Source organism: Pantoea sp. SO10, from assembly GCF_005281435.1.
Lineage (GTDB): Bacteria > Pseudomonadota > Gammaproteobacteria > Enterobacterales > Enterobacteriaceae > Pantoea > Pantoea leporis.
In genome coordinates, this window is the sequence record NZ_CP040095.1 from 2,560,574 (window position 1) to 2,572,765 (window position 12,192).

Genomic DNA, 12,192 nt, shown 5'->3' on the forward strand with positions numbered 1-12,192 from the left:
CTACGGATGTTAGGGGATTCTTCGCAGTTTCCGGGTTTGTGACACATTAAGAGGTATGCAATGAAAGAACGGCCGATTCTTTTTTCCGAACAGCGGGTACGCGCCCTGCTGGTTGGCCAGCAAACGCAGACCCGGCGCATTATGAAAACTCAAGCCTTTGGTCCGGGTCAGGATCATCATGAAGGCGTACACGCATTTGATGTCAGTGCCAATCATCTGCACGGCTATAAATTGATGTCGATGACCGATGTCAGTTCGCACTGCCCATTTGGTCAGGCGGGCGATGGTTTGTGGGTACGTGAAACCTGGCGCGGCCCGATCGTGCCGGAGGCGATGCTGGCGGATTACGAACGCGATCCTCTGCCGTTCCGCAATGCGGCTTACTGCCAATATCGCGCTGACAGTAATGAATTAGGACAGCTGGATGAGAATATGCAGAATGCCGAGCAGTTTGGCTGGCAAACCGCGATTCATATGCCGCGCTGGGCCAGCCGCATCGACCTGCAAATCACCTCGGTGCGAGCCGAGAAGATTCAGGACATTAGTGAAGATGACATCATGGCGGAAGGCGTGCAGACCGATTCGCACTTCCTGAATAACTTCTTCACCATGAATATGAATTCCGAATCGCCAAAAGAAGCCTACCGCAAAGCGTGGCAGAAACAGTACGGCGCCACCAGCTGGGAAGTGAACCCGTGGGTTTGGGTGATCGCGTTCCAGCGGGTTGAACGATAAAACGTCTCCTCCCCCTAACCCTCTCCCGCCTGCGGGCGAGGGTTGGGGGGAGGGCAAACTTACTTTCCCGCTTTGCCACGCCAATCACAGACAAATCCCCCATTAACTGGTTGAATCTTCGGCTTTGATTCCGCGCTGGTAATTTCCCCTTTGCCGCGCCAGGATACTGTTTTCGTCTGAAGAGTGAGTGACGCAATGTTCAAATGGCCGTGGCATGCGCAAATAGAGACTTCAGTACTGGCGCTGCCCTGGCAACAGGCGCTGGCGCAGCCGATCTTTTCACTGCTCGATCCTGATGAAAAAACCGCGCTGGTTTCGCTGGCGCAACGCTTCCTGCAGCAGAAAAAAATCTCGCCGCTGCAAGGCCTGCAACTCGATGAACTATTACTGACGCGTCTGGCGCTGCTGTTCTGTTTGCCAGTGTTGAAGCTCGGTCTCGAATGGCTTGATGGCTTTCATGAAGTGCTGATCTATCCTGAACCTTTCAATGTCGACGATCGCTGGGAAGATGATAACGGCCTGGTGCATCACGCGCCGGCGGTGCACGCTGGACAAAGCTGGACGCAAGGTCCGGTGGTGCTGAATGCGCTGGATATTCAGGATTCGCTCGATCTCTCCGGTTTTAACCTGGTGATCCACGAAGTGGCGCATAAACTCGATGCGCGCGGCAGCGGCTATACCAGCGGCATTCCGGTGATGGCGCTGCGCGATGTCGCCAGCTGGGAGAAAGATCTGCTGCAGGCAATGGCGGAGATTGAAGCGGAAGTTGAGTTAGTCGGTGAACAGGCGGCGACCATCGATCCTTACGCCGCCAGCGATGCGGCTGAATGTTTTGCGGTGCTATCGGAGTATTTCTTTAGCGCACCGGATTTACTGGCTAACCGTTTCCCGGCGATGTATCGCCATCTGCAGCAGTTCTATCGTCAGGATCCCCTGGCGCGACTGGCGATGCTGACAGCAGAACCTGCTTAAATCGCGATCGCTTTGTACTAATGCTAGCCAGTTGAATACAAATGTGTTTTAAGCTGTTGACACCTGCAAGGGGCGCCATTAATATTCGCCTCGTTCACACGATTCCTCTGTAGTTCAGTCGGTAGAACGGCGGACTGTTAATCCGTATGTCACTGGTTCGAGTCCAGTCAGAGGAGCCAAATTCGAGAAGCCTGCTCAGGAAACTGAGCGGGCTTTTTGCTTTTACACTTCCGTCCAGCCGCGCAGCAGGTTGTGATACATGTTCAGCAGCGACAACAGCTCTGGGCTATCACCGTGACGCGCTTTGAGGCTTTGAATATTGCGATCCAGCTCGAACAGCATGGCGCGCTGTTTATCATCGCGTACCATCGATTGAATCCACAGAAAAGAAGCGACGCGCGCACCTTGGGTAACCGGCGTGACGCAATGCAGGCTGCTCGACGGATACAGCACCAGATGACCCGCTGGCAGCTTCACCTTGTGCTGACCATACGTGTCTTCAATCACCAACTCGCCACCTTGGTAGCTTTCAGGTTCGCTGAGAAACAGCGTGGCGGAGAGATCGGTTCGCATCCAGCCCGCCGCGCCGTTATGGCGTACCGCGCCATCGACATGAAAACCGTAGGTTTCGCCCTGCTCATAACGGTTAAACAGCGGTGTGGAAATCGATCGTGGTAATGCAGCGGAAAAGAACAGCGGGTTGTTGTTCAGGGCCTGCATCACCGCGGTTTGCAGCTGATCGTACAGTGGCGTGCGGGTATCGATCTGCTGATTGTTTTTCACCGTCGCGCCCTGGCTGCCGACCGTCGCCCTTCCGTCGATCCATGCGGCCTGTTGCAGCAGCGTGCTAAAACTCGCTACCTCTTCCGGCGTCAGTACAGCAGGAATGTGATACATCATCGCGTTGTTCTCTCAAAAATTTTGGGGCGCGCACGCCCCACGACGTTAACTTAGAAGTGCACGTTTGCCGTCAGCAGGAAAGTCCGTGGCTCGCCCGGATGGTAGCGATAACCGCTCTTGTTGATTGAGGCAACATAGTTGGTATCAAATAGGTTGTACACGTTGAGCTGCAGATCGAGGTTGTTGTTCACCTTGTAGCCCAGTTTGGCATCGGCGACCCAATAACCTTCGGTGTGATCCGGCGTACCGACCGCACCATCGCTGCCGCGACGCAGGCTGCCCACATAACGCGCACCGGCACCGACTGAAATCGCATCGGTTGCCTGATAGTTGGTCCACAGCGTAAAGGCGTGCTTCGGCGTGTAAGCCAGCGCAGAAGATCCATCCTGCGATACGCTATCCCCTTCGGTCACTGACGCATGCTGCAGGGTATAGCCGGCGATCACTTCCCAATCTGGCGTGATGTTGCCGGTGGCTGAGAGCTCATAGCCTTCCACACGTTTTTTTCCGGCTTGCGAATAGGTGCCGTCGTCGTTAGCGGTGACCTCATTTTCAATATCGGTACGGAACAGCGCCGCGTTCAGCAACAGACGTTTATCCAGCACCTGCCATTTGGTGCCCACTTCACTGGACTTGGCTTTCTGCGGTTTGAAGTCAGTGCGGTTGGCGCTGTTGCCGGTGCCGCCCGCGGCCAGAGCAAAGCTGCTGCCACCTGGCGGTTGCTGAGAAATGGCATAGTTAACATAGACGTTGCCCTGCTCGGTCAGACGATAAAGCGCACCGGCTTTCCAGTTCACCAGATTGCCCGATTTTGCGGTATCCACGGTGGTAACCGGCGTATTGCGCGGCACGCCAGCTGGGCACGTCAACGCACCGCGTCCGGTGCCGCCACAGGCGGTCGCGCTGTCATATTCAGTGTGATAGTTATCGAGACGAATGCCGCCGTTTAGTTCAAAACTTTTGGTTATCGCGAGCGTATCAAAGGCGTAAATGCCTGCGGTATCGGTTTGCCCGTTAGCATTGGCACCATTCCTGTCCAATCCACCCACAGAAATGCTGCTGATAGGATGGTAGATATTAACCGATGGCGGCGTAATCGCATTGACGCCGTAGTTGGTTTGATTTTCACGCGTAAACTCCACGCCCGCGCTGACATCGTGACCAACCGAACCGGTGTAAAACTTCGAGGTGATGTTGGTTTGGTTGGAGAGAATGCGGTTGCTGATGTCTTTGGTGTTCGCCAGGCGCGACCAGCTCCAGCTATTCACATCGTTCCGGTTCGGGGCAGTGATATTGGTGGCGCCGCCCATCACCGCCGTCAGCAGATATTCCTGCTTCACGCGTGACCAACGCGTGGTGTTGCGGATGGTGGTGCTGTCGTTAATATCGTGCTCGAAGCGTATGGTGGCGCTGTCGGTGGTCGATTTATCAAAGTCAGAATCGGTGCCGTAATAGTTACTGGTCGCGACTTTGCCAGAATTGTTCAGTGCCGATGTCGCCGCATTTGGCGCCGAATAGCCCGGCAGGCCAATGGTTGGAATGCCGCCATCGGGCGTATTGTTTTGATGCACATGCAGATAGTTGAGGTACAAGCGCGTTGCAGTATCCAGACCCAACGCCAGCGATGGCGCCACGCCATAACGCTCGTTCTGCACGTTATCACGCGCCGCATCGTGAGTTTTCTCACCCATCAGATTGAGGCGGAACGCGGCGTTGTCATTGATCGCCTGGTTGTAATCCAGCGTGCCGCGACGCATCCACGCGCTGCCAACGCTGACTGAGGCGTCGAGCCCGGTATCGAGGCGCGGCTGTTTGCTGATCATATTAATCGAACCTGACGGCGCGCTGCGTCCGTAATCGGTGCCCGATGGCCCTTTAATCACTTCAACCTGCTGAGTGTTGAAGGTATCGCGCGTCACGCTACCAATATCGCGAATGCCATCAACGTAAATGCTGTTGGAGGTATCAATGCCGCGCATATACACCGCATCACCGGTAGTAGAACTGCCGTTTTCCCCCGCATAGAACGCGCCCACGCCCGGCACGTTTTTCAGCGCGTCGGTAAGATTGGTTACGCCCTGATCTTTAATCACCTGATCCGGAATCACCGTCATGGTGCGGGTGGTATCCACCAGCGGACGATTGAATTTCGGATCGGCAGATGCGTTGGGGGCATACAGCGATGGCGTATGCGCTTCAACCACTAAGGTATCGTCAGATTTTTTGTTGGCATTTTCTGCCGCTAATGCGGCAGCAGGAGAAATACCAATGCAAAGCCCGGTGAACAAGGTCAGGGAATTGAAGCTGCCAAACGGCAGGTTGCGATTTTTATCCATTTTTAAGGGAGTGAGTTTCTTGTAATGATTGACGCGCACATCACATCAGCGGAGGGCCTGGCGCAGAAGCATTCCGGCGGCAAGGCGTTGAGCTGGCGTGACACCTAAATGATAACGCCAATGGTTATCATTTACTTTTCTATCTTACACGCACGCCGCGAGTTAGGAATACATTTCTTTACGAGAAAATTACGGAATCAAGACAATTGATAGAGAGTGTGAAAATCTGATGAATTTTTTTGAACGAAGGGTCAAATTTCAGGCATAAAAAAACCCGCTGGCTAGAGCGGGTTCTTTATTCAACAGCGCACAGCTCATTCCAGTAGCTGTAGCGGATGACATGGTGCAGGCGCTCATCTCTCATAGTAACGATACACCGAAGGATGGAACTCAACACCGTACAGCTGGCTGATGGGAATCAGCAGGTCGATATGATTACTGAGATCGAATTCGCGCTCTTCTGCGGGTCCAGTCTCGCCATTGATCAGGTGGTTAAACCACTGCTGGAAGAGGTGTTTCATTGTCAGCTTCTCCACAAATGATTGACGCTGACAGTAAACCGTATTCTCTCCTATAACCAAACCGATTAGTTGTGCGCTTCTTTGCCAATTAATGCATATACGTAGAGCCCACAATGGGCACCAGCCAATGCCCTATCCCCTGCTCTTCGCCATCATCTTGCGGTAATTGTTCAGCCATTTGCCGCTGTTGAGTCGCCACCAGAAAAATACGCCGCGCACCGTCCAATCGAGGAACATGCCGAGCCACACGCCTATCACGCCCATTCCCAATACAATCCCAAGGAAATAACCGGCTACGACGCGTGCGCCCCACATGCTGAACATCGACACGTACATGGTGTAACGCGCATCGCGCGCGCCTTTCAGGCTGGCGGGCAGCACCCATGAAGCGGTCCAGATCGGCATAAAGGCGGCATTCAGCCAAATCAAATGCTTGGTAACTGAAATGACTTCCGGATCGCGGCTGTAAAACTGCGCGAGTGTTCCGGCGAGCGGCACGGTGATCAGCGCCAGCGAACACAATCCAATCATCGCCAGCCAGAACACGTGTTTGATTTGCCGTTCAGCCTGCATCACCTGATTCAGCCCCAACCTGCGGCCGGTAATAATGGTCGACGCCGATCCCAGCGCGTTACCCGGCAGGTTAATCAGCGAAGCAATCGAGAAGGCGATAAAGTTACCGGCGATCTCATTGGTACCCATGCCAGCAACAAAAATCTGCGTCAGCAGCTTACCGCCGTTAAACAGCACCGATTCAATACTGGCGGGCACGCCAATGCCCAACACTTCCATCAGAATATTGCGGTCCCAGCGCCGGAAATAGCTGGCGATGGAGATTTTCAGGGCTGGCGTAATGCCGCGATACAGCACATAAATCGCCGCCGCCGCACCGATGTAGCGCGAAATGGTCAAGCCCAATCCGGCACCAACAAAGCCCAGCCCTTCCCAACCGAGGCAGCCGTAAATCAGCACGCTACTGATCACGATGTTGAGAATGTTCATGCCGCCGTTGATCAGCATCGGGATTTTGGTATTGCCCGCGCCACGCAGCGCGCCGCTGCCAATCAGCGCAATTGCCGCTGCGGGATAGCTCCACGCCGAGGTTTGCAGATAGCTCAGCGCCAGCTCTTTCACTTTGGGATCGGCGCTGCCGGCAATCACATCAATGATCAGATGCCCCCAAAACTCGATGGCGATCACCAGCACAAACGCCAGCGCGGTCATCAATCCCAGCGACTGTCTGGTGGCGGCTCGCGCCCGTTTGCCGTTGCGTTTCGCCAGGCTGAACGCCACCACCACCGTGGTGCCGAGATCGATGGCGGCAAAGAAGGAGATGATCACCATGTTGAAGCTGTCGGCCAAACCGACGCCCGCCATCGCTTCTTTACCCAGCCAGCTCACCAAAAAGGTACTGAGGACGCCCATCAGCATCACGCAGAGGTTTTCGATAAAGATGGGCACGGCTAATGGGGTGATTTCTCGCCAGAACAACGTACGGTAAGCGCGGCGCTTGGGATACCACGCCGTGTTTCTGACCGCCCGCATCACTGCTACGCCAGGATTTTGCAAGGGATTACCAAATCACTTTGGAGAGGAAGAAGAGTAATAATGATGATAGGCCACTGAGAATTATGCAAAGTGTTTCCCCTCACCATTTAATCATTATTACAAACTTTTTGTCGCCACCACCGCAGGATCGGCTGCGCCGCCCAAATAGGCGCTGCGCACGTCATCATTGTTGAGCAGCTCTGCGCCGCTGCCGCTCAGGCGAATCTCACCGTTCACCATCACATAGCCGCGATCGGCTAGCTGCAGTGCATGGCGGGCATTCTGCTCCACCAGAAACAGCGTCATGCCTTGCTGGGTCAACTCGCGCAGAATGCCAAAGATCTGCTTCACCACAATCGGCGCGAGGCCAAGACTGGGTTCGTCGAGCAGCAACAGCTTAGGTCGACTCATCAGCGCGCGGGCAATCGCCAGCATCTGCTGCTCGCCGCCCGAGAGCGTCATGGCGCGCTGCTTACGCCGCTCCAGCAGGCGCGGAAACAGCTGATACATGCGATCTTTGTCCTCTTTAACAAAACGTTCGCCGATAGCGATGGTGCCCATCAGCAGGTTCTCTTCCACCGTCATATCAGGAAAGATGCGTCGTCCTTCCGGAGCCTGCGCAATGCCGCTGGCCGCGATGAAATGCGTCGAACGCTGGCTGATCGCTTCGCCGCGCAAACGTATCTCGCCGCTGGCAATGCGCGGCTGACCAAAGATCGACATCAGCAGCGTGGATTTTCCCGCGCCGTTAGCGCCGATCAGCGCCACGGTTTCGCCCTGATTCACCGTCAACGAAACCTGTTTCAACGCCTGCAAAGGACCGTAAAACACATCGACCTGCTCAAAAGCCAGCATCGGTTCAGCCATGATCGCTCTCCTCTTCTGCGCCGAGATAGGCGGCAATCACTTTGGGGTCGTGACGAATTTGCTGCGGCGTGCCCTGGGCAATCACATCGCCATGATCGAGCACCACGATGTGATCGGAAATGCGCATCACCATTGGCATGTCGTGTTCAATTAACAACACGCTGATGCGATGGTCGGCGCGCAGACGATGCAAAATCGCGCTCAACGCCTCGGTTTCCACCGGATTCAACCCAGCCGCCGGTTCATCCAGACAAATCAGTTCCGGTCGCGTACACATGGCGCGCGCGATCTCCAGCCGCCGTTGCTGACCGTAAGAGAGCGTGCCCGCCAGACGGTTGGCGCTGGCGACCAAATCGACGTTTTCCAGCCAGTAAAAAGCGCGATCCAGCGCGCGATTTTCTGCTTCGCGGTAGCCGCGCGTGTTCAGCACGCCCGCCAGCAGCTGACGATTGACCTGCATATGCTGTGCCACCAGCAGATTCTCAATCACCGACATTTCGCGGAACAGCCGGATATTTTGAAAGGTACGCGCCAGCCCGGCGCGGTTCACCAGATGCGCGCCGCCAAACATCTTGTACCAAAGCCGCGAGCCGAGCCGGGTGGGATTGATCCAGTCACCTGCATGAATTTTTTGCCCCAGCACCTGAATCACATCGGTGCTGCGCTGATTGGCGTTGAGCACAATGCGTCCGCCGCTGGCGCGATAAAAACCGGTCAGGCAGTTGAACACCGTGGTTTTACCGGCACCGTTAGGACCAATTAATGAGGTCACCGAACCGCGCTCCACCGCCAGGCTGACGTCATTCAGCGCCTTGATGCCGCCAAAGCGCATCATCAGGTTGTCCACTTGCAGGATGGCATCACTCATGGCGCACTCCTTTTCGCAGTGGCACGCCAACGCGTGCGGTGCGCACCAGCCCACGTGGCCGCCAGATCATCATCAGCACCATTAGCATGCCGAACAGCAGCACGCGGTATTCGGCAAAGCTGCGCAGCAGTTCCGGTGCCACCGTCAGCACAAACGCTGCCAGCACCACGCCGAGCGTCGATCCCATCCCACCAAGCACCACAATGGCGAGAATCAGCGCCGACTCAAAAAAGGTAAACGAGGTGGGATTAACGAAGCCCTGATAGCTGGCAAAAAACACCCCGGCGATGCCCGCCGTTGACGCGCCCAACATAAAGGCTGAAAGCTTCACCAACACATGATTAAGGCCCATCGCGCGGCAGGCAATCTCATCTTCACGCAGCGCTTCCCAGGCGCGGCCAATCGGCATACGCGTCAGGCGATGCTTGATCCACAGCACCAGCAACACCACCAGAACCAGCACAGCATAGATAAAGATAAATTTCATATTCGGGTTGTAAGTGACGTGCAGAAACTCGTGATACGGCACGCCGCCATCGCGCGCGCGGCGGGCAAACTCGAGGCCAAAGAAGGTCGGCGACGGCACGGAAACCCCGTTCGGGCCGCCGGTAAAGGCGACCCAATTGGTCAGCACCAGACGAATGATTTCACCAAAGCCGAGCGTAACGATCGCCAGATAATCGCCGTGCATGCGCAGCACCGGGAACCCGAGCAGCGCGCCAGCAAAAGCTGCCAGCAGCGCCGCCAGCGGCAGCATGCTCCAGAAACCCAATCCGAGATATTGATAGCCAAGCGCCAGGCCGTACGCTCCGATGGCATAAAAAGCCACGTAGCCGAGATCGAGTAATCCGGCGAGCCCAACCACAATATTCAAGCCCAACCCGAGCAGCACATAAATCAGGCCGAGAATCGCCACCGTCAGCAGATATTTACTGGAGAGAAACGGAAAGGCCAGCGCCACGATCAGCAGCAGCGGCAATATCCAGCGCAAACGCGAACGATAGCCAGGCTCGCGCACGTAAACCCCGTCATCGCTGCTGGCAAACTTGCGCATGATGCGCTGACCAACAGGCGCGTGCAGAAACAAACTGAACAGCAGACGCCCCGCCATCACCACCGCCACCAGCAGCGCCACGCGCTGTGGCGACAGTTTGAAGCTGTAACCGTCGAGCACCACGCCAACAATCGGACCAAATACCACCAGCGCCACTAACCCCGCCAGCAGCGTATCGAGCAGCGCCTGGCGCACAGGATTTTGCGTCATTGCATTCATCGGGGCTTCCTCACACTTTAGCGACCAGCGGTCGTCCCAGCAGTCCTTGCGGGCGGAAGATCAAAATCACCACCAGCAGCGAAAACGAGAACACATCTTTGTAGTCAGAATTCACCATCCCGGCGAACTGCGCTTCCGCGACGCCCAGCAATAATCCTCCAAGCATCGCGCCCGGCAGTGAACCGATGCCGCCGAGCACTGCGGCGGTAAACGCTTTGATGCCAATGATAAATCCGGCGTAAAAATCAAAGGTGCCGTAATTCATGGTCACCAGCACGCCAGCTAATCCCGCCATCGCCGCACCAATCACAAACACCAGCGAGATAACGCGATCGGTATTGATGCCGAGAATGGAAGCCATGCGCCGATCCTGCTGCACTGCGCGGCAGATACGCCCGAGTTTGGTGTACTGGATAATCCAGGTCAGCAGCGCCATGCCGCAAAACGCCGCGATCAGGATGAAGATTTTGGTCCAGGTGATTTGCACCACGCCGCCATCAAATTCCATGCGCAACACGCCGGTCAGCAACGTCGGAATGCCCTGCTGATTTGGCCCCTGACTGAGCTGCACATAGTTTTGCAAAATCAGTGACATGCCAATTGCTGAAATCAGCGGCGCAAGGCGCGTCGAGTTGCGCAGCGGTCGATAGGCGATGCGCTCAATCGCCCAGCCGTAAGCCGAGGTGACGATAATGGTGAAGATTAAGGTGCCGAATATCAGTAGCGGGAAGGAGTGAATGCCAAAAAAGCTGAGTAGCGATAAGCCAATGGCACATAGATAGGCGGAGATCATGTACACCTCGCCGTGGGCGAAGTTGATCATGCCGATAATGCCGTAAACCATGGTGTAACCGATGGCGATCAGGCCATACACGGCACCGAGCGTTAAACCGTTGATCAGCTGCTGTAAGAAAAAGGCGTCCATAATGTCGTCTCGTACTCAATGGGAGCGCACACCTCGCGCGCAATCGCGAATGGCCCCGCACTGTACGGGGCCGCGTGGCACATTACAGCTGGTGATACTTGCCTTTGTCGTCCCATTGATACACGACGTAATCCGACACCTTGAGATCGCCTTTACTGTCCCAGGCTTTTTTGCCCATGACGGTATCGACGCTGTTGGCTTTCAGCCAGTCGCTGGCCTTGGCGTTGTCTTTACCGGCTGCTTTGTAAGCGGCGGCCAGCGTCTGCACGGAGGCGTAGGCATACAGGGTGTAACCTTCTGGCTCAAATCCGCCGGCGCGGAATTTGTCGATAACCGCTTTGCCATCGGCGATGGTGCGCGGATCGTTGCCGAAGGTCATGTAGACGCCTTTGGTGTATTGCGGGCCGCCTGCTGCCGTCACCATCTCTTCCGTCACAATGCAGTCACCGGAGAAGAAAGCCGCATTAACGCCCTGCTCACGCATCTGACGCACCAGCGGACCGGCTTCCGGATGACAGCCGCCGAAATAGACCACGTCCGGTTTCAGCGCGCCGATCTTGGTTACCAGCGCATTAAAATCTTTCTCGCCGCGCGACAACCCTTCATACAGCACTTCTTTCACGCCGCGCTTTTCAAGTGAGGCTTTGGTGGCATCCGCCAAACCCTGGCCGTAAGTGTCTTTGTCATGAATGATGACCACTTTCTTCGCTTTCAGCTTGTCGATGATGTAATCCGCGGCGATGGCGCCTTGCTGGTCATCACGCCCACACATGCGAAATAGAGTTTTCATGCCGCGTTCGGTAATTTTTGGGTTGGTGGATCCGGGCGTGATCGCTAAAAGGCCAGCCTCATCATAGACTTCCGAAGCGGGCATGGTGGATGAGGAGCAGAAGTGGCCGACCACCGCCATCACTTTATCCTGATCGACCAGTCGGTTAGCGACGGATACCGCCTGCTTCGGTTCACACGCGTCGTCGCCCTGCACCAGCACGATTTTCTCGCCGTTGATGCCGCCTGCCGCATTGATATCCTCCGCGGCCTGGCTTGCGCCTTTCCAGTATTGCGCGCCGTACGTCGCATTAGGCCCAGAGAACGGACCCGCCACACCAATTTTAATATCTGCCTGAGCGTAAAAGGCCACGCTTAAACAACCTGCAATCGCCACCTTCATTGGGTGTTTTATGAATTTCAAAGACATGCTTTCAATCCTCAACGGGTCAGGAACGGAGCCATACCACGGCCTGGGA

The 12,192-nt window shown here is 55.7% G+C and carries 11 protein-coding genes and 1 tRNA gene; 3 read left to right on the forward strand and 9 right to left on the reverse strand.

Annotated elements, in window-relative coordinates; translation table 11 throughout:
• Positions 1-60: 60 nt before the first annotated feature.
• The 3 genes from FCN45_RS11945 (at position 61) to FCN45_RS11955 (ending at position 1,886) form a co-directional block, all read left to right on the forward strand.
• Positions 61-735, forward strand: coding sequence for a hypothetical protein (locus FCN45_RS11945; RefSeq protein ID WP_101763938.1), 675 nt, complete (start codon positions 61-63; stop codon positions 733-735).
• Positions 736-930: 195 nt separating this feature from the next.
• Entirely contained in the window at positions 931-1,707 is a 777-nt protein-coding gene (gene mtfA / locus FCN45_RS11950) for a DgsA anti-repressor MtfA (RefSeq protein WP_137386050.1), read from the forward strand.
• 103 nt (positions 1,708-1,810) lie between these two features.
• Positions 1,811-1,886, forward strand: a tRNA-Asn gene (locus tag FCN45_RS11955).
• Between the two features lie 43 nt (positions 1,887-1,929).
• On the opposite strand, the gene ybiX is transcribed toward FCN45_RS11955, so the two are convergent.
• From ybiX to FCN45_RS11995, 9 genes are all read right to left on the reverse strand, one after another.
• A complete protein-coding gene (gene ybiX / locus FCN45_RS11960) occupies positions 1,930-2,607 on the reverse strand; it encodes a PKHD-type hydroxylase YbiX (protein WP_137386051.1) in 678 nt (225 codons plus the stop codon).
• 50 nt (positions 2,608-2,657) lie between these two features.
• Positions 2,658-4,943, reverse strand: a complete 2,286-nt coding sequence (locus FCN45_RS11965; protein WP_137386052.1) for a catecholate siderophore receptor Fiu — start codon at positions 4,941-4,943, stop codon at positions 2,658-2,660.
• Between the two features lie 353 nt (positions 4,944-5,296).
• The gene (locus FCN45_RS23625) at positions 5,297-5,464 is read right to left on the reverse strand and encodes a hypothetical protein (RefSeq protein ID WP_168197460.1); all 168 of its coding nucleotides are present in this window, start codon (positions 5,462-5,464) and stop codon (positions 5,297-5,299) included.
• 132 nt (positions 5,465-5,596) lie between these two features.
• Positions 5,597-7,009, reverse strand: a complete 1,413-nt coding sequence (locus tag FCN45_RS11970; RefSeq protein ID WP_137386053.1) for an EmmdR/YeeO family multidrug/toxin efflux MATE transporter — start codon at positions 7,007-7,009, stop codon at positions 5,597-5,599.
• Positions 7,010-7,129: 120 nt separating this feature from the next.
• A complete protein-coding gene (locus FCN45_RS11975) occupies positions 7,130-7,879 on the reverse strand; it encodes an ABC transporter ATP-binding protein (RefSeq protein WP_110868361.1) in 750 nt (249 codons plus the stop codon).
• Complete coding sequence (locus tag FCN45_RS11980) at positions 7,872-8,747, reverse strand: ABC transporter ATP-binding protein (protein WP_137386054.1); 876 nt, start codon at positions 8,745-8,747, stop codon at positions 7,872-7,874. The genes FCN45_RS11975 and FCN45_RS11980 overlap by 8 nt, the downstream gene beginning before the upstream one ends.
• Positions 8,740-10,020: a high-affinity branched-chain amino acid ABC transporter permease LivM gene (livM, locus tag FCN45_RS11985; protein WP_137386055.1), complete on the reverse strand. Its 1,281-nt coding sequence runs from the start codon at positions 10,018-10,020 to the stop codon at positions 8,740-8,742. The genes FCN45_RS11980 and livM overlap by 8 nt, the downstream gene beginning before the upstream one ends.
• 10 nt (positions 10,021-10,030) lie before the next feature.
• Positions 10,031-10,945: a branched-chain amino acid ABC transporter permease gene (locus FCN45_RS11990; RefSeq protein WP_008105462.1), complete on the reverse strand. Its 915-nt coding sequence runs from the start codon at positions 10,943-10,945 to the stop codon at positions 10,031-10,033.
• Between the two features lie 82 nt (positions 10,946-11,027).
• Entirely contained in the window at positions 11,028-12,143 is a 1,116-nt protein-coding gene (locus FCN45_RS11995) for a branched-chain amino acid ABC transporter substrate-binding protein (RefSeq protein WP_137386056.1), read from the reverse strand.
• Positions 12,144-12,192: the final 49 nt, after the last annotated feature.